The sequence below is a fragment of the Brevibacillus choshinensis genome (assembly GCF_001420695.1).
Taxonomy (GTDB): domain Bacteria; phylum Bacillota; class Bacilli; order Brevibacillales; family Brevibacillaceae; genus Brevibacillus; species Brevibacillus choshinensis.
Genome location: NZ_LJJB01000013.1, coordinates 941,262 through 958,544, shown reverse-complemented (window position 1 = coordinate 958,544; position 17,283 = coordinate 941,262). Strand labels below are relative to the sequence as shown.

General features: G+C 40.3%; 16 protein-coding genes. 1 reads left to right on the top strand and 15 read right to left on the bottom strand.

Features of this window, described 5'->3' with window-relative positions; translation table 11 throughout:
- The first annotated feature begins 451 nt into the window (after positions 1-451).
- Positions 452-652 carry a 50S ribosomal protein L4 gene (gene rplD, locus AN963_RS32605; RefSeq protein ID WP_152985743.1) on the top strand — a complete coding sequence of 67 codons (201 nt, stop codon included), beginning with the start codon at positions 452-454 and terminating at the stop codon, positions 650-652.
- Between the two features lie 415 nt (positions 653-1,067).
- On the opposite strand, the gene AN963_RS24815 is transcribed toward rplD, so the two are convergent.
- The 15 genes from AN963_RS24815 to AN963_RS24740 form a co-directional block, all read right to left on the bottom strand.
- Positions 1,068-2,135 (bottom strand): NAD(P)/FAD-dependent oxidoreductase, encoded by a 1,068-nt coding sequence (locus tag AN963_RS24815; protein ID WP_236708082.1) that lies wholly within the window; start codon positions 2,133-2,135, stop codon positions 1,068-1,070.
- A 60-nt stretch (positions 2,136-2,195) separates the two neighbouring features.
- Positions 2,196-3,352, bottom strand: a protein-coding gene (locus AN963_RS24810; protein WP_201783780.1) for an IS3 family transposase whose coding sequence is annotated in 2 segments (ribosomal slippage) — positions 2,196-3,097 and positions 3,097-3,352 — 1,158 coding nt in all. Because the reading frame shifts where the segments join, the coding sequence is not laid out codon by codon here.
- Positions 3,353-3,521: 169 nt separating this feature from the next.
- Positions 3,522-3,728: a hypothetical protein gene (locus AN963_RS24800; RefSeq protein ID WP_055747195.1), complete on the bottom strand. Its 207-nt coding sequence runs from the start codon at positions 3,726-3,728 to the stop codon at positions 3,522-3,524.
- An 89-nt stretch (positions 3,729-3,817) separates the two neighbouring features.
- A complete protein-coding gene (locus AN963_RS24795) occupies positions 3,818-4,393 on the bottom strand; it encodes a hypothetical protein (RefSeq protein ID WP_055747194.1) in 576 nt (191 codons plus the stop codon).
- Positions 4,394-4,855: 462 nt separating this feature from the next.
- On the bottom strand, positions 4,856-6,619 hold the full coding sequence (locus AN963_RS24790; RefSeq protein ID WP_236708081.1) for a M3 family oligoendopeptidase: 1,764 nt from the start codon (positions 6,617-6,619) through the stop codon (positions 4,856-4,858).
- 18 nt (positions 6,620-6,637) lie between these two features.
- Positions 6,638-7,807, bottom strand: coding sequence for a M20 family metallopeptidase (locus AN963_RS24785; protein WP_236708080.1), 1,170 nt, complete (start codon positions 7,805-7,807; stop codon positions 6,638-6,640).
- 15 nt (positions 7,808-7,822) lie between these two features.
- Positions 7,823-8,794, bottom strand: a complete 972-nt coding sequence (locus AN963_RS24780) for an ABC transporter ATP-binding protein (protein ID WP_055747192.1) — start codon at positions 8,792-8,794, stop codon at positions 7,823-7,825.
- Positions 8,791-9,771: an ABC transporter ATP-binding protein gene (locus AN963_RS24775; RefSeq protein WP_055747191.1), complete on the bottom strand. Its 981-nt coding sequence runs from the start codon at positions 9,769-9,771 to the stop codon at positions 8,791-8,793. The genes AN963_RS24780 and AN963_RS24775 overlap by 4 nt, the downstream gene beginning before the upstream one ends.
- A 32-nt stretch (positions 9,772-9,803) precedes the next feature.
- Positions 9,804-10,691, bottom strand: coding sequence for a serine hydrolase (locus AN963_RS24770; RefSeq protein WP_055747190.1), 888 nt, complete (start codon positions 10,689-10,691; stop codon positions 9,804-9,806).
- 24 nt (positions 10,692-10,715) lie between these two features.
- Positions 10,716-11,609 (bottom strand): ABC transporter permease, encoded by an 894-nt coding sequence (locus AN963_RS24765; RefSeq protein WP_152985726.1) that lies wholly within the window; start codon positions 11,607-11,609, stop codon positions 10,716-10,718.
- Positions 11,610-11,626: 17 nt separating this feature from the next.
- Entirely contained in the window at positions 11,627-12,547 is a 921-nt protein-coding gene (locus AN963_RS24760; RefSeq protein ID WP_055747189.1) for an ABC transporter permease, read from the bottom strand.
- Between the two features lie 83 nt (positions 12,548-12,630).
- The gene (locus tag AN963_RS24755) at positions 12,631-14,223 is read right to left on the bottom strand and encodes an ABC transporter substrate-binding protein (RefSeq protein WP_055747867.1); all 1,593 of its coding nucleotides are present in this window, start codon (positions 14,221-14,223) and stop codon (positions 12,631-12,633) included.
- A gap of 51 nt (positions 14,224-14,274) precedes the next feature.
- The gene (gene menC, locus AN963_RS24750) at positions 14,275-15,384 is read right to left on the bottom strand and encodes an o-succinylbenzoate synthase (protein WP_055747188.1); all 1,110 of its coding nucleotides are present in this window, start codon (positions 15,382-15,384) and stop codon (positions 14,275-14,277) included.
- Between the two features lie 27 nt (positions 15,385-15,411).
- A complete protein-coding gene (locus AN963_RS24745; protein ID WP_055747187.1) occupies positions 15,412-16,269 on the bottom strand; it encodes a MurR/RpiR family transcriptional regulator in 858 nt (285 codons plus the stop codon).
- A 337-nt stretch (positions 16,270-16,606) separates the two neighbouring features.
- Complete coding sequence (locus AN963_RS24740) at positions 16,607-17,161, bottom strand: cupin domain-containing protein (protein WP_055747186.1); 555 nt, start codon at positions 17,159-17,161, stop codon at positions 16,607-16,609.
- Positions 17,162-17,283 lie beyond the last annotated feature (122 nt).

Here is a 17,283-nt window from a genome sequence, read left to right as displayed (position 1 = left end):
GGAATCCGGTCCTTTCCTATGATGAATAATCCAAGGGAACAACATAGAGTCGTTCCCTCGGATTATTTTGTTTATACAAAACGATACAGAGACATTTTGTGTATAGTGAGTTACGAAGTTATTTGATATTCTAAGTGTACGGAATGTATGACAGGCCGAAAATATTGTAACTACAATGTGCAAAGGAGGTCAAAGTAATGGATGCTATTGTAAATAAGTCATATTTAAGTTTTGCTGTTCAAATAAATGTGAATAATCTGCTACAGTACTTTGGCTTTCAATGTGTAGGATTTGTTTATGTAATACATTTCATTTGATATTCAGGAAATGAAATCACACATGTAAAGCGCCGGTACAGGCGTTTTTTTTGCGCTCATTTTTAATGAGTATTAGGAAGAACATTTAAAGTTGCCGATAGGAAGGCGCTTATTGTCACACCTGCAGCAGATAAATTGTTTATAAAAGCGCAAGCAATATTCACTGTGTTGAAACCGCAATTTCAATTACTCTGAATGTGTATGATATTCTGCGCTATGACAAGCTCATTATCGCAAAAGATGCTGTCACAATAATTCAGAAATGTATACAAGATCTTAATTTCCAAACCGTTGCAAATATCTCTGATGAGAGGAGGAATATTCATGGCATTTGACGGTTTGCTAATGCATCAACTTGCCAAAGCGTCTACCAGAGGATAAAAAGTCTTTGTTATGGAATGCATTGATTTCAGGATATCGATCAGTCAGAGCCTTCACTGAACATGATGAATCAGCGATAGAATTATTTATGATAGCTCGTCGATTTTGGGTAATGAGTCTTAATGTTGAATTCATAAATCAATGTGGTGCCCTTGATTTTTCAGAAGATTGTCTAGAGGAATTTATCATGGAGTTTCGTTCGCGCAATAATGTCTGATGGCAAGCTGTAAAAAGTATTTACATTAAGCTTATGTAAGAAGTAGTAGTGAGTTAAGTGCCATCCAATGAGGATGACCTCAAAATTTGTGGTTACAGTTACATGAACTATAAATGCAATCTGATTACTACTAAGTTGGCAATTTTACAACCCTACTGCTTAAATCGGGAGAGACGACAAGACTCTAGTTCGCATCTTGATTCTCGATTGATTATTTCAGTTGCAGCTAGACGCGCAATTAGCGGAGCCAGAGTAATGGCGGAATGCATCACCGTCACATAAAGTCCCTTCATCTGATTATGAAAGCCTACAATCGGATAGCCGTCCTCTGGCATTGGTCTCAACCCAACTTTGATGCTTTCCAGCTCCAATTGTTCTCCACCCTTCAGGCTGCGACGCAGCGTCTCGAAGGCACGTGTGCCCACTGCCTCTGGTCCATTTTCCTCCGAATCATCCATATAATCTTCCGCAGCTAGCAATGAATGATCAGTTAGCTGACGCGCTTCAAACTGCGCATTCGAGATTAAAGTGTGTATTAGTCTACTCGAGGTCTTCATCCGAATCAGAATGGAAGGTGACGGCGTTACTGGTACGGAGCAACCAAACGAATTGCAAAGTTCGGATACGCCTGTACCCGCGGCCAATACCACAACATCCGACTCCATAAACCCCTTGGATGTATGTACGCCTATTAAGCGGGAATTTTCTTGCTGCAGTTGTGTAACGTTGGTATCAAACTGTACCTTTACTCCGTATTCCTGTGCTTTTCTTAACAATAGTTCCGTTAATTCTATCGGATCTACTGCTCCTTCTTCATTGGCAAACATCGCATCATTCGGATACTCCTTCAAATTCGGTTCCAATGCCTCAATCTGCTCTCGGTTTAATTTTTGAAGGTGGATTTGCTCATTTAGGTTCGAATCGTCCCACGTTAATGCTCCGTGCCATTGAATTTGTAATTCGGATAGCTCTTGCTGCAGTGCAAGGTATTCTTCTGAAGCGTTGTCATACAAATGTCTGTACTGGGGAGCCACCCTATGTGTTGTATGAATCCAGGCAAATGATTTTTCTGTAACTTCACGCGCTGCGGTAGGGTGTCGTTCAATAACTGTTACATCCTGATTTCGTTTTGCTAGTTGATAGGCCATACAGGCTCCGACAATTCCTGCTCCTATAATTACTACTTTTTGTTTTTCCAGCAGTGACTCCCCCTTTTTCATCCTATTGTAACAAAAGCATTGTACCTCTGTTAATAGAGTAGACACAAAGAATCGAGAGAATTATGCGGCAAAACGGTACATACGTTTGTACTCATTGGGCGTAAAGTATCCAATGGCAGAATGGATTCGTTTTCCATTGTAGAAGCAAGTGATGTATTCAAAAATGCGTTTCTTAGCTTGCTTGCGTGTTTTGAATTTTTCCAAGTATACAAGTTCTTTCTTGAGCACACTGTGGAACGATTCGATGCACGCATTATCGTAACAGTTCCCTTTTCGACTCATACTGCCTTTCATCTTGTATGTGCGCAGTCTTGCCTGGTAGTCATGGGAAGCATACTGACTGCCGCGATCCGAGTGATGCAGAACCTCTCCGCGCGGTCGCTGCTGGCTGAAGGCGCGGTCTAGAGCGGCTATTACCAGGTCTTTGGTCATCCGTTCGTCCATATGAAAACCAACGATTTTACGGCTGTACAGATCCATGATGCTAGCTAGATACAACCAGCCTTCACTTGTCCAGACATAGGTGATATCAGCAACCCACTTGCGGTTTGGAGCTTCTGCAGTGAAACCACGATCTAGTACATTGTCATAGACAGGAAAGTTATGCTTAGAGTTGGTTGTTGCCTTATACTTCTTAACCGTACGGGATCTCAGGCCCAGTTCCTTCATCATACGTGCGACAGTTTTCCCCGATACATGAAAGCCTTGCTGTCCTAGGATTTCTTTGATTTTCCGGCTACCATATAGACGGCGAGAATCTAGAAAAATTCGGCGTATACGTTGCTCAAGCTTTTTCCGGTTTTTGCTGCGTTTGGTTTGCTTGCCTCTGTGTTCTCGCCATGCATAATAGCCGCTTCTTGAAACTTCAAAAACAGAGCACATCTTCGCGACACGGAGCTTGAAGCGATGATCATGAATGAAGGAATAGATCAGCGCCGGTCTTTTGCGAAGTAGTGCATCGCCTTTTTTAAGATTTCATTTTCCTCTTCCAGATCTCGAATCCGCTTTTGCAGATCGCGAGATGCTTGGTCTTCTGGTTTTAATTGTCCGCTACCAGGGAAAGCTTGTTTGCCGTCCTGTTGAAACTCTGCCATCCAACGGTAAAGCGTATTGCCACTGATTCCAAGTTCACGGGCTACCTGAGTCACCGTCTTACCTTCATTTTTAATCATCTGAATCGTTTGTATTTTGAACTCTTTGTCATATATTTTCTTCATTTTAGACACCTCGAATGGATTTGATTTTATTCTCCTATTCTCGGTTCTTCATGTCCACTTTCTAGTCTAGCAACAGTGACTACCCGCGCACTCCCTGCATGTAAGCCAGGAGAAAGAAAAAACCGCACCTCCACATGTTAGTAAGGTCTAACAAATTGGGTGCAGTTCATTATTGGAGTGTTTCTGAAAGACGTTTGATAATGGACGCGATTAACAAAGTTCTATCGATTTCCAGGTATTCTTCCGCGCTATGTGCGTTGCCGCCAATCGGACCCAGGCCTTCAATCGTGGCTATCCCTACAGCAGCAGTCAAATTGCCATGGGCAGCAGTCAAATTGCCATGGGAATGTCCGCTTTTCGTGTCCGTGATTTCCACACCTAGTTCCCGGCCTACCTCTTGGAAGATAGACAGCAGCTCTTTCGATTTTTCACTCAGGATGAGAGGAGGCCTTGGCCTAAGCCTTCTCACTTCTTCTGTTGTGTAACATCAACATCAAGAACACCTAATTCTTTCTTCAACATCACCATATCCGTTACGACATTTGTTAAATTGTCTTGTGCGAGACTAGTGTTCGTCACAAAATCCTGTAATGATTTTGGGTCACTATTAATGATAAAATGACGTGCGTCCATCATTGCATAAGACTTAAAAGCGTAAACTTGCTCCATATCTGTTTGGATATCCTTCAGTTTTTGCTCTCTTTCTTCCGTTAATCCGCTTGGAATTTCAAGTGATTTAATCCTCTCTGAAACACTATGGAACTTATTTTCTGCATCTTTAAGCTTATCAAGATCTGGTACTTTATGATCAGCGATCTTTCTTACTTCTTCAGCAACCTGATCTCCCAGTCCCTCGACACTTCCCTCAATTGAGTTCATTTCTCTTTCAAACTCTAGCACGATCTGTCCTTGCTCTTCAGTCGAGCCTTCACTGAAGTACTGAACTACCGCATTACAACCCTTTACAATTCCGAATAGTAACATGAGGACGATTAGTGTAATAAATGGCCCAATAATATTACCTGTGCTGCTTTTACTCATAAAGTCTGCCTCCTAGTAAGTACAAAAGATGTATTTAAATATCGGCAGAACTTCACACTTTTTATAGTACTTATTTCCTAATTAAACACGTCTTTTATCAAAACGACCACCTGAGCTTATCTCTAATCCTAGTTAGCGCATATGCTAATCGTAAGCTTCCTCCTGCTGCGAATAAGATTTAGAGCTAAATGTCCTTAGCTACCAAGCCTACATTTCTAGCAATAATGCGTGTCCCTCGATCGTATGAGAAATAGAGGGCTGAGAGTAGGCCTCATTCCATGCAGTACAAGTACCTTGAGTTCTCATAATCAAGCATCTAATAAAAATATGAAAAAACCCATAATCCAATTAAGAATTACGGGTAAAGCAAGCCGTGCCAATCATGATGGTAGCCGCTGTCATGGCTAACATTTCAAGAGTTTTTGTCTGGTGTATCTCCTTTTCGTTTTTATACGTAATTTTCTATTTATAGAGTAGAAAGCGATTGATATCTTCCTCAACTAAACGTAGAGAACTTTTCCAGAAATTCATTGACTCAACATCTATGTCTAGTTTCTTTGCCAATGTTCTAATACTCATTTGTCCACTCACGGAAAGAAACTGATCATACAATTTGACAAACGAAGATTTATTCTCAACGTATTTTTCATAAAGCACTTTTGAAAATAACAAGCCGAATGTATACGGAAAATTATAAAAATTATTATCAGCATAATAGTATTGAGCTTTACATATCCACATATATGGATGTAAAAAATCATGATCGAGGCTAGTGCCGTATGAGTCCATTTGGCTTTTCTCCATCATATTTTTCAAATCGATCGGGGATAAAACGTTGTTTCGTCTTCTCTTAAACACTTCAGTTTCAAATAAGAAACGACTATAAACATCAACTATTGCTTTACTTGATTGGGAAACATCATTTTCAAGAATAATGTATTTTTCCCTTCCCTCTCTCTTCTGGAGCTCTGCCTGTTTTACGATTATTTCACTGAAAATTGAAGCTGTTTCTGCGATTGGTAATGGAGGTTTACTATTTACATAACTTTGATTTCTAAGGCGTTCATTATGATAACCATGACCTAACTCATGCGATAGAGTTACTACATCACTTAAACTCCCAGTGAAATTACACAATATCCTACTTTCTCTCACGCTGTAGAGGTTAACGCAAAGAGCCCCTCCCCGCTTTCCTTTCCGTGGCTCAGCATCAATCCAGGACTCTTGAAATGCCTTTTTAGCAAAGCACCCCATAGAATCACTAAAAGCTCCGAAATTTTCTATAATTAGATCTTTCGCTTGCTCAAAAGTGAAGGTGAAAGAGTCGGTCTCCAAGGGGGCGAATAGTTCAAAAAAAGGCAAACCATTCTTTGCGTCTAGTACTTCTGCTTTTCTCCTATAAAAAGCGTGAAAGGATGGTAATTTCTCTTGAATGGCACTAATCATAGTATCTAAAGCCGCTTCGCTCATTTTCTGATCCAATAATGTTTTTTTTAGAGGAGATGAGTAGCCTCTCATCTCAGATAAAGTAATCACTTCTCCTTTAATTCCGTTTAAACAAGCGGCGCATGCATTTTCTATTTCTGAATAAGCCTTCATTTCAGCTTCATAAGCATTTTTTCTTACTGTAAAATTTTTATCATAGGCCATATTCCTTGCCATTGATAAAGGGATTAACTTTTGTTCATCATTTATTGTCACATTTACCATAAGGTTAGAGGTTAATTCGTTATGCATTCTCGTCCAAATGTTTGAACCCATATTTTCCATTTCAGCAATAAATTCTTCGCTTTTCTCAGTTAATACATATTCATTATTTTCTACTAATTCTGTTAGATAAAACTCATGCTCGGTTAAGAATGCAGATGACTGAATCAGTTCATTTAGATTTTCCAAAGTACTGATCCACTTTTGAAAAGTTACAAGTGGTTTCACACTTCGAGCTTTAATGCGCTGTAAATCAGCAATTGCTTCCAAAGATTTTTGGTTTTCATTGTCTTCATAGAAAGTCAATTCAGCGAATTGGTATAACCGATTAAACCGATCGTAAAAACTATTTAACATATTAAGATAAGTCTCTATCTTGTTACTGGCGTCAAAATCACTGTTCGCATTTGTTTTTACCCACTTTTCTATGGACTTCAGCTCTTCCTCACATTTTTTCATGTCAACACGGAATTCGTGTGAGTCAAAGGAGGTATATAAAACATCCAGCTTCCACCTCATGATTAAAATCATCGCCCCTTACGAATGTCTTTTTTGTCTTGCCAACTCCCCAATCAGGTACCCAAGCAACGCACTTCTTACGGGGATGTCCTGAATCAAAACATGCTCGTGCACTGCGTGAGCTCCATCTCCAACAGGACCAAGTCCATCAAGCGTAGGCGCTAGAGGAGCTGTAAAATTTCCATCACTAGCCCCTCCAGTCTCAACTTCGACCAAGTCAATCCCCAATTTTTCCTTCCCAATATTCCTGGCCAGTTCAAACATTTTGCCAACTTCCTTGGTACGTTCCAGTGGCGGACGATTTATTCCACCTTCTACCTCTATCCTAGTTCCTTCAATTGCAGGAACGATATTTTCAATTAGGGGAATAGTCCGATCAAATTCAGCTTGTGTCCTCACTCGTATATCCACTTCCGCCTTTGCTTCCGCAGCTACTACATTCCCCCGCGTTCCTCCTTTAACAGTTCCGACATTTACAGTTGTACCGATTGTGTAATCAGTCAGTTTATGAAGGTATAGGGTTTGATGGGCTAATTCTTCAATGGCGCTTTTCCCTTTTTGATGATCAATTCCTGAATGTGCAGCTTGCCCTGTTACTTTTAGTTTGTACATCCCAACTCCTTTACGAGCCGTTTTTAAAGCACCGTAATCGTACATGGGGGGCTCAAGGACGAGGACGTAATCACTTTTCTTAGCTTCTTCCTCAATGATTTGCCGAGATGATGGACTTCCTATTTCTTCATCTGAAGTGATTAAAAAAACAACTTGACAATTTGGATTTATTTGGAAGTTCCGTAATGTGTGTAACGCATATATTCCTTGAACGATTCCGCCCTTCATATCGAAAATTCCCGGTCCATAGGCTTTATCACCTTCAATACGAAAAGGGTTTCTTTGCAAATCGCCGCTTTGCCATACAGTGTCTCGATGTGCGAGTAAAAGAATCTGATGATCTCCCTGTCCCCATCTTCCACGAAGGTGGTTCCCATACGTTTGATTAGGAATAATCTCCATCGTTCCACCTGTGAAAGAAAGAAAAATCTCCGTTATCTTTTTACCTAATAAATCATTCATTTCTTTTTCGAGGGAAGGAGATTCTATTTCTACCAGTGTTTGTAACATTTTTAGCATTTCATTTTGCTGACTCTTCAAATATTCCAATAAGTCGCCCATGTTTTCTCCTTTCATCAATCACTCTCATTCTTACAAATATAGATGACAAGCTACCATGTGATTTGGTTCTACCTCAACCTCTTGCGGCTTTATGGATGAGCAGATATCCATGCATTGATTACATCTCGTATGAAACGAACATCCTGTTGGTGGATCAGCGGGATTGGGAACATCACCATGCAAATAAATCTTTTCTTTTTTTCGAGTCGGATCCGGTATAGGAACTGCTGACATCAACAGTTTTGTATAGGGATGAAGCGGATTAGAGAAAAGATCATCGGTGTCGGCCTGTTCGACCATGCTACCAAGATACATAACTCCAATCCGATCACTAATATGTTTAACAGCACTGAGATCATGAGTAACAAAAATACACGTTAGCCCAAGCTGTCCTTGGAGGTCTTGAAGCAGGTTCAAAATTTGTGCTTGTATTGAAACATCTAAAGCTGAAATCGGTTCGTCCGCAATAATAAGCGAAGGATTGACTGAAATGGCACGGGCGATTCCAATCCGTTGACGCTGACCCCCACTAAACTCATGAGGGTAACGATGAGCATGAGAAATGTTAAGGCCAACCATGTCTAAAAGTTGATGTATATGTTCTGTTCTTTCTACTCTACTTTCTCCAGGTAAATGAATCGAAAGTGCTTCCTCGAGTGTGTCAAACACGGTTATCCTTGGATTGAGTGAGGAGAATGGATCTTGAAAGATAATCTGCATCTCTCCCCGGAATTCACGCATTTTGGATCGACTCAAAGCTGTAATTTCTTCCCCCAAAAACTTTACTGATCCTGATGTAGGCTCAATCAACCGTAATAAGCTTCGTCCCATGGTAGTTTTTCCGCATCCACTTTCCCCAACAATCCCTAACGTTTTTCCTTTGCCGAGGCAAAAAGAGACATCGTCAACAGCTTTGACATATTCTGTTTTTTTTGCGAACAATCCATTCTTGACTGGAAAATACGTTTTTAGATGTTTTACTTCCAATATGTGTCTGTTCAAATCGCCACCTCCTCATCGGTATATAGCCAGCAACGTACTAACTGGTTACCTGTATTGATCAAAGGAGGATTTTCTGTTTGGCACTTATCAAAAGCCTTTTGACACCTTTGGAGAAAAGGGCATCCAATCTTGACTTCGCCCAAAACCGGGACACTTCCAACGATTGGTTCAAGCCTTTGTCGCTTCGTTTCTAAACTGGGTTTTGAGTTAAGTAATCCTTGCGTATAGGGATGCTTCGGCTCGGCAAAGATAGATTCCACTGCTGCTTCCTCAACTATCTGCCCGTAATACATAACAAGGACCCGATCTGCCATTTCTGCAACAACCCCAAGGTCGTGCGTTATCAATAATATGGAAGTTCCCATTTGCTGTTTTAATTCATTCATCAGGTAGAGAATTTGTGCCTGAATGGTCACATCAAGAGCAGTAGTCGGTTCATCCGCAATCAGCAAGTCTGGCTGGCAAGCGATAGCCATTGCAATCATCACGCGCTGCCTCATACCTCCTGACAACTGGTGAGGATATTCATGTATGATTTTTTCGGCTCTGGGAATTCCGACTTTTTTTAGCACCTCTATTGTCTTTGCTTTTCTTTCAGTAGGTTGCAGCTTAGTATGATTTTTCAACACTTCACCAATTTGTTTTCCAATCGTTTGAACAGGATTTAATGATGTCATTGGTTCTTGAAAAATCATTGAAATATCTTTTCCCCGAATATTTGACATTTCATTCTCCTGCAATGTGTTAATTTGTTTCCCACGGTAAAAAACACTTCCGGTTACTTTCGCAATAGCTGGGGGAAGTAAACTCATAATAGAGAAAGAAGTGATACTTTTGCCGCATCCTGACTCACCCACAATCGCAAGTGTTTCCTGTTCACGTATAGAAAATTGAATATTATGAACGGCTGGTAGCAAAGCATTGTCCGTGCGAAACGCGATGGTAAGATTTTCAACACGTAGCAATTCTGGATGCATTTGGTACATTACCCCCTTTTCGTTGTCTCTGATTACCTGGTAACAAAATAGTCGTAAGCGGATTGTGCTACTTTCGCGATCATTTGTGCTGCTTCCAGTTGTGAGCTGTTATTTTCAGAGAAGGCCGAAACAATGACGGTACCTTTTTCTTCAGGTAAATAAATGATGCCAATATCATTATGAACACCACCTACTGAACCCGATTTACAAGCTACTGGGGTTCCGGCAGGCAACAAATTTGGAATCCGATCTCGGAAATGCTGTCTTTTCATAATGTCAATCATCTGCTCGCACGCTTTCTTTGAAATCAACTCTTTTCTGGCTATTTTTTCCAACAATAATGCCATATCAGCTGGGGTTGACACATTATTCTCTATACTCTTGGTAAATACGATGCTTCTTTTATCATGCTTTGCCTGGAACAGACGAAGCGACACTTCTTCATACTGCTCGTTGCTATGCAATTCGGGGTCTAGGTTTACAACCAAACTTAATAACTGCCAGCATGTCAGATTCACATAGGTATCCTGTAAGCCGATACTCTTCATATATTGGTCAGTATGGTTCACACCTACCAGCTCAAGAATTTTGTCTGTTCCGACGTTATCGCTAACAATAATCATCAGAGTTGCCAAATCCTTAAGCGAAACCTCAGATCCGGGATCGAATTCTTTTAATACTCCTGAGCCCGGGACTCGATCTGTCAATGAAAGACGGACTCTCGTATTTAAATCGATTGTCCCTGCTTCCACTTCACGAAATAAAGTCGCTAGAATCGGTACTTTATAACAGCTTGCCATCTGAAAGAGATGCCCTTCATTAATCTTCACCTCTTCATTTGTCTCCAAATGTTTGATGACAATCCCAAAAGTTGCTGTTGCTTGTCCAACTAATTCTTCGATTTTTTTTTGCAAGTCCATCTTTGACTCATCCTCTACCAGTTATTATTTTTTCACTCGTGGATCAAGTGCGTCACGCAATCCATCACCTAACAAATTAAAAGCCAAGACCGTTATGATGATGGCCAATCCGGGAAACAAAGACATCCACCATGCATTGGCTAGAAAAGATCGACCAACAAAAATCATTGCCCCCCACTCAGGCGACGGAGGCTGTGCCCCTAAACCAAGAAAGCTTAATTCGGCAGCAATTAGAATACTGTTACCGATTTGCAGTGTCGATAGTACGATTACTGGTGAAAGAATATTTGGAAAAATGTGTTTGGAAATGATTTTTGCATCTCTCACACCCAAGGCACGCGCTGCTTCAATGTATTCTTTTTCTTTTATTGAAAGCACTGCACCTCGAACCACCCTCACGTAAGATGGGATAATCGCGATAGCAACCGCTATCATTGCATTAGATAAACCGACACCCAACACAGCAATTATGGCAATGGCCAAAAGGAGTGCAGGAAACGCCAGTAAAATATCAACAAACTGCGTTATGATCAAATCAAGCCGTCGAAAGTAACCTGCTATCAGTCCCAGAACAGTTCCAATACTTCCTGCGATCGCAACTGAGAGCAGACCCGTCATTAGCGAGATTTGCCCACCTATTAACAATCTGGAAAAGATGTCCCTTCCAAACTCGTCAGTCCCCAAAAAATGCACACTGCTTGGTTTCTCAAAGCGGTTTTCAAAAATCATGGTTTCTACTGGGTGTGTTGCTAGAACGGGGGCAAACACCGTCATTCCAATAATAAGTACGAGAAATATAAGTCCTGCTACGGCGCCTTTATTTTTCAAAAGACTACCCCAAATCAAACGCCAGTAAGATCGAGAGGGAATTTTTTTAGCGATTCCAACGGAAACTAGCATGATATTTTCCCCTTTCATAGGTATCATCCCCTCCCTTATTCAAGTGTAATTCTTGGATCTATCCACTTGTAAATAAGATCCACTAATAGATTTGTGAGAATAAACATCATACCTAAGAACATCACTAATCCTTGTACTGTATAGATGTCTCGTTTCACAATGGACTCCACCGTAAAGCTACCCATGCCAGGTAACCCAAAAACTGTCTCAGTCACGATCGCACCAGCAAGCAAATTTCCAAAAGTTATGCCTATTAACGTAATGACAGGGATAAATGCATTTTTTAATCCATGCCCAAATATCACTTTCCAGTATCGAGTCCCCTTCGCTAATGCTGTCCGCATGTAGTCTTGTTTAAGCACTTCCAACATGTTAGAACGTGTCATCCTCGCTATATTTCCAACAGAGCCCAATCCCAGTGTCAGCGAAGGTAGGATGAGCGAATGCCAGCCAGCATATCCGGAGATTGGGAAAATAGCTAGTTGAAAGGAAAATACGTATATAAAAAATAGGGCGATCCAAAAACCCGGAGCAGAGACTCCAAGTAAGGAGACTATGGAAACTAGATAGTCAGCCCATGTGTTTTGATTTACTGCGGATATTACTCCCAACAAAATACCGATACAGCTCCCAATAAGCAAACTGATTATACCCAATTTAAGCGTGATCGGAAAACGTTGAGCAATTTCTTCCCAAACAGATTGTCCAGTAATATATGAGGTGCCAAGGTTTCCCTGCATAACTCCACTGACGAATGAGAGGTATTGGCTTGCCATAGGTTGATCCAATCCCATTTCCGATCTCAATTTGGCTATCGCTTCATTTGTAGCAAAGTCACCCAGGATGTACGTTACTGGATCTCCCGGAATTAGATGTACCATGAAAAACACCAAAATTGACACTCCAAACAAAGTCAAGATCATCGTGCAAAAACGCTTGAACAGATACCTTAACAATGTACTTCCCCCTCTGTATTAACACACTGGAACCCCTTTTTTGTGAGGGGAGGAACCTCCTCCCCTTAGTGAAGCTGCTGTCCTTATTGCTGCTTTTTCAACTTGATGTCTTGAATAACAATTTTTTTATAAGGGTTTACTTTAAACCCCTCTATATCGCGATACGCAGTAATCCTCTCTCTTGCAAACAATGGTACCCAAGGAGATTCTGTAACCAATAATTCTTGTACTTTCTCATATACCGCCATTCTTGCCTTTTCATCCATTGTCTGCCTTCCTTTGATAAGCAGTTCTTCCAATTCCGGCGTACTGAAAAGACGGGTTGGAATGTCTTTGCCAAACAAGATGTAAAGGATATCCGGATCAGACCAACCGTATTGCCAAAGAATAAGATCATGCATTTTTTTAGATTCATTGGTACGAATCGTCGAATCATCCTGAACAGTAATTCTCAAGTCAATTCCGACTTCTTTTAACTGATTTTGTAAGATCTGAGCAATCCTCTGCATAACAGGCTCATCCGTTAAAAGTAGTTCAATAGATAACTGCTTACCCTCTTTAACCAGAACCCCATTGCCATTCACATTGCTCCAACCAGCGCCATGTAACAATTGTTTTGCTTGTTCAACATTTCTTGTGTACATTTGTTCTGCCATTTTCTCGACTTTTTCACTGTAGCCAGGTATAGTAGGAGATAGTGGTCCATACATAGGCTTTGCATAGCCTTCCATCGCATATTGGACGATCTGGTTACGATCAATAGCTAAATTAATTGCCTTCCTTACCTTTGGATCTTGAAAGAGTGGTTTGTCGTTATTGATTGCTAAATAGGTAAGACCATTGTCAAGAAGTTTGTGAAGCTGTACACCAGACGTATTCTCTAACGTTTTGACTGAGCTTGGTGGCACATCCAGCATGATTTGAATATTTCCTTGATTAAATTCAAGCATTCTTGTGTTTTCATCCTTGATGAATCGGAAAACTACCTTGTCTACGTTTGTTCCACCTTTGTTTTCAGCATCATCTGGTCCCCAGTTGTATTGCTCATTTTTTACGAAAGTAATAGAATCACCTCGTATCCATTTCTCGAAGAGTAGAGGTCCCGTGCCTGAAGGTTTATTCCCGAATTTGTCGCCTTCACTTTTAAGTGCCGCTGGATCTAATGGAGATAAATATATCGATGTCAAGCCAGCAATGAAAGGTGCATACGGTTCACTAAAATTCACGATTAGCGTTGACTTATCACTAGCCTCGACTCCTGTAATAGGGCCAGCAAGAAAATTAACAGGAGACTGCTTGATGAACCGTTCCATAGATGCCTTAACTGACTCAGCTGTTAACTCTTCACCAGAATGAAATTTTACATTTTCACGTAGATGGAAGGTCCATGATTTCCCATCGTCTGCTATCGTGTAATCTTTGACTAGACCTGGAATGATGCTCCCATCCATATCGCGGCCAATTAGATAGTCGAACAAATGTACATTCGCATTATCTACCCAGGTTGTTTTTTGCACATCTAGTGTATCTGGTTCCCTAACAGATGAGATGACAAGCTCCCCTCCATTAGTGGCTTTTGATGCATCATGACTTTTCGGAGTAGTATCTTCCGTTGAGCAACCTGTGAGTACAAGTAGAAACAGAAATATGATCCATATTTTATGATTTTCTAACATGTCTTTCACTTGTCTCATCCTCTCAGTCTGTTTTATGGCTGGGAAGCTTTGTTATGGGCGAAAAACCTCTGAATAGAGAGAATTCTTCTCGATTTTTTCATAGTTAGGCTCGTATCCAATCCCCGGTTTTTCAAGTAATGTAATAACTCCATTGTGAGGTGTTACCTCCGGGTCTATAATGTCTTCCTCCCAATAGTTTTTTGATCCAGCAGTATCACCAGGGAAGATAAAATTGTCCAAAGTAGTAATGGCAATGTTATGTGCTCGTCCAATTCCCGACTCCATCATACCGCCACACCAGACTGGAACATTCTGTTGCTTGCAAAGGTCGTGAATTCTCTTAGCTTCGGTCAATCCTCCAACACGTCCGATTTTAATGTTGATGATCTTGCAACTTCCCAACTCAATCGCTTTTCTGGCATCTTCTACAGAATGAATACTTTCGTCGAGACAAATAGGTGTTTTTAGTCTTTTTTGAAGAGCAGAATGATCGATGATATCATCATGTGCGAGTGGTTGCTCAATCATCGTCAAGTCAAATTGATCCAATTCTTGCAGTAGGTCGCTATGTGCCAGTGTATATGCGGAGTTTGCATCTGCCATTAGCTGAATATTAGGAAATTTATTTCGGATAGCCTCCATTACTGCAATATCCCATCCAGGTTTTATCTTCACTTTTATCCTCTTGTAGCCCAAATCGAGGTTTTTGTGAATGACATCCAAAAGTTTTGGAATGGAAGCTTCGATCCCAATACTTACCCCCACCTCTACTTCCGTCTTCGTCCCTCCAAGGGCTTGTGCCAAACTGACTCCTTTGCGCTTGGCAAACAAGTCCCAAACAGCCCCTTCCAATGCGGATTTTGCCATGTTATTCCGCCGTACTTTTTGGAAAATAGTGGACACATCGGATGGGTCTTCTAGGTGTTTCCCTATCAGCATGGGAATGAGGTGTTCTTTAAGCATTTGCCAGTTTCCTTTTACTGTCTCTTCACTGTACCAAGGGAGGACCATCGCCACCGATTCCCCCCACCCTATCACACCATTCTCGTCCATTATTTTGACTAAAATAAATTCCTTATCTTTTACCGTTCCAAAGCTTGCTGTAAAAGGTTGTTTCAATTGCAATTTCATGTAGTGTAAGACTACTCTCTTTATTTGCATCACTAATAGCTCCTTTATTCCAGAAATCTATTCTTCAATTATCGTTCTGTAACTCTCGAAATTATGTTCATACTCCAATATCCTTTGCCTAACTTGCTCTGAGTCAATCACGGACATTCCAGCAACAATTGCATGAAGCAACACAAATAGTGGCGGAGTAACATCGAGTGTAGAGGAATCGGTACTTGGAACCTGCAGCACAATATCAGCGTTTTGACTTACTGGTGCTAGAACATCATCTGTAATAGCAACTATATAAACTCCCTTAGTTTTAGCTACCCTTACAATATCCAGGGTCTCTTTGCTGTATCTTTTGAAAGAAAAGGCAATCAGTAACCAGTGTTTATCCATTTTTGATGATAATTGGACAATATCATCCGTATTTTGGTTATACACCTGTGCATCTTCACAGAGCATACTTAAGCTGAATGCCAGCCAATGTGCAGGTGCATATGATGACCGCAAGCCTACTGTAAGGACTTTTTTTGATTTACTAATGCTTTGCAAAACTTTCTCGAATGCAGTTTCTGAAATAGTTCCAAGCATCCCCTCGATTCGGTCCAAACTTTCTTTTACCACCTCGCTTAAAATATGCTGATTATTTTTAAAACGTTTGGCGGTTTCCTGATGATGCGTAAGCGCATTCTTTTCATTTCGTAGCTGCTCGGCAAACACTTCTTTTTGTAATTGGCTGAAACCGCTGTACTCCATTGCGTAGCAAAACCGTATAATAGTTGTCTCACTAACACCGATTCGTTCCCCTACACTCGATGCAGTATTATTAACAAACAGTTCTGGGTTTTCCAGAAGATGTTCTGCCACCTTTTTTTGTTGCTTGGTTAACTGAGCATAATGTGTTCGAATTTTTTCTCGTATCGTAACCATTTTTCGTCTAAATCCCCCTGAAGAAGTTTTGGTTCTTTTTTTATTACGTTCTGAAGTTTTGCTTCTTTTCGCTATTCTAAATAAAGCATGATAAAAGATCAAGTGTTTTTCTTTCATTTTTTATAGATTCTAACATTATGCCAACCATCTTGATTCTTCATAGAATAACCAACCCTTTCTTCTTTAGACTTACGTACTAATTACAGAAATAAAGAGTTCTGGCATCTTCTCATGCAATTTAGACCAGTAACCATACTCTCGTTGATATGATCGAGCTCATTCAAAAAAACAAAAAGGTGCTTCTAAAATCCAAGCACCTTTTCCAGTTTATATTTAGTTAGAATGAGGGTGGTGTAACTGCAAATATAACAACTACGTTCTGATCAAACGTATTTTTCCATTTGTGTTTTATATGAGGTGGAATTCTTACACTATCTCCCTTACTCAAAATATGAATCTCATCATTTAGATACAGCTGTACCTCCCCTTCTAGAATAAAAGCTGCTTCCTCTCCTAGGTGTTCCATCAATGCCTCAGAAGATTGTGTTCCGGGTGTCAATTTCATTAAAGCATACTCGATAGCCCCGTTTAAATCAGGGGATAAAAGCTCATATGAAAGATGTTCAGATTCTGGAAGAATCATTTTCTTTCGATGATTAGATCGCACAATTAAATTTTTTGTGTTTTCCTGCTCCAGAAAAAAATTAAAAACCGGAACCTCTAATACTTTAGCAATTAACTTTAGTGTATGAATAGAAGGGTTTGCTATCCCTCGTTCAATTTGGCTTAGCAACGAAGGTGTCACTACTACCAGATCTGCTAGTTGGCGAATGTTTAATCCCTTCTTTTTCCTGTATTCTTGTATTTTTTGCCCTACATTAATGTCATTCATAATAAATACGCTGCTCCTCGAGTTAAATTTCAGTTGCAAATAAAATAAATTGTATTGACTTTAAGTAAATACATTTTAACATAAAGAGAATCATGTAATACCTTTTTATATATAAGCGTACT

Coding starts and splice junctions, on each gene's coding strand:
- AN963_RS24740 (WP_055747186.1), bottom strand. CDS start 17,161: ATGAATGACATTAATGTAGGGCAAAAAATACAAGAATACAGGAAAAAG.
- AN963_RS24815 (WP_236708082.1), bottom strand. CDS start 2,135: ATGAAAAAGGGGGAGTCACTGCTGGAAAAACAAAAAGTAGTAATTATA.
- AN963_RS24775 (WP_055747191.1), bottom strand. CDS start 9,771: ATGCATCCAGAATTGCTACGTGTTGAAAATCTTACCATCGCGTTTCGC.
- AN963_RS24785 (WP_236708080.1), bottom strand. CDS start 7,807: ATGAAAGGAGAAAACATGGGCGACTTATTGGAATATTTGAAGAGTCAG.
- AN963_RS24790 (WP_236708081.1), bottom strand. CDS start 6,619: ATGAGGTGGAAGCTGGATGTTTTATATACCTCCTTTGACTCACACGAA.
- AN963_RS24765 (WP_152985726.1), bottom strand. CDS start 11,609: ATGAAAGGGGAAAATATCATGCTAGTTTCCGTTGGAATCGCTAAAAAA.
- AN963_RS24745 (WP_055747187.1), bottom strand. CDS start 16,269: ATGGTTACGATACGAGAAAAAATTCGAACACATTATGCTCAGTTAACC.
- AN963_RS24755 (WP_055747867.1), bottom strand. CDS start 14,223: ATGTTAGAAAATCATAAAATATGGATCATATTTCTGTTTCTACTTGTA.
- menC (WP_055747188.1), bottom strand. CDS start 15,384: ATGCAAATAAAGAGAGTAGTCTTACACTACATGAAATTGCAATTGAAA.
- AN963_RS24795 (WP_055747194.1), bottom strand. CDS start 4,393: ATGAGTAAAAGCAGCACAGGTAATATTATTGGGCCATTTATTACACTA.
- AN963_RS24770 (WP_055747190.1), bottom strand. CDS start 10,691: ATGGACTTGCAAAAAAAAATCGAAGAATTAGTTGGACAAGCAACAGCA.